At 66.6% G+C, this 311-nt stretch carries 1 protein-coding gene; it reads right to left on the minus strand.

The annotated features are described in order from the left end of the window. Positions 1-311: hypothetical protein (locus B4M60_RS12105; RefSeq protein ID WP_291084240.1), on the minus strand; the 311-nt coding region annotated here is incomplete at both ends.

Below are 311 nucleotides of genomic sequence, written 5' to 3' on the forward strand. Positions count from 1 at the left end.
GGCATGACATAGGTCAACGGCATCATCAGTCGGACCGTCTGGTCGTTGTCGTAGTTGACCAGGGGTTCCAGTCGCCGGCGCGCCTCCGCGAGTGGCACCTCGCCGATCGACTCGAGGGTCGCTCCGACCAGCTCGGGTCGACCCGGGTATGCGGTGACGATCGTCGTCCCGGAGAGCTCGTAGAACGAGATGGCGAGGAAGTGCCAGCCCAGATCGGTGGGGTACACCGCGGTGTGGCCATCGATCGTGGCGACGAGCTCCATCACCGCCACCTCCTGGGCCCGCCGGTCCATCGTCGGCAGGGTGCGCTT

Origin of the sequence: Dietzia sp. UBA5065, from assembly GCA_002415925.1 — a bacterium.
GTDB lineage: Bacteria > Actinomycetota > Actinomycetes > Mycobacteriales > Mycobacteriaceae > Dietzia.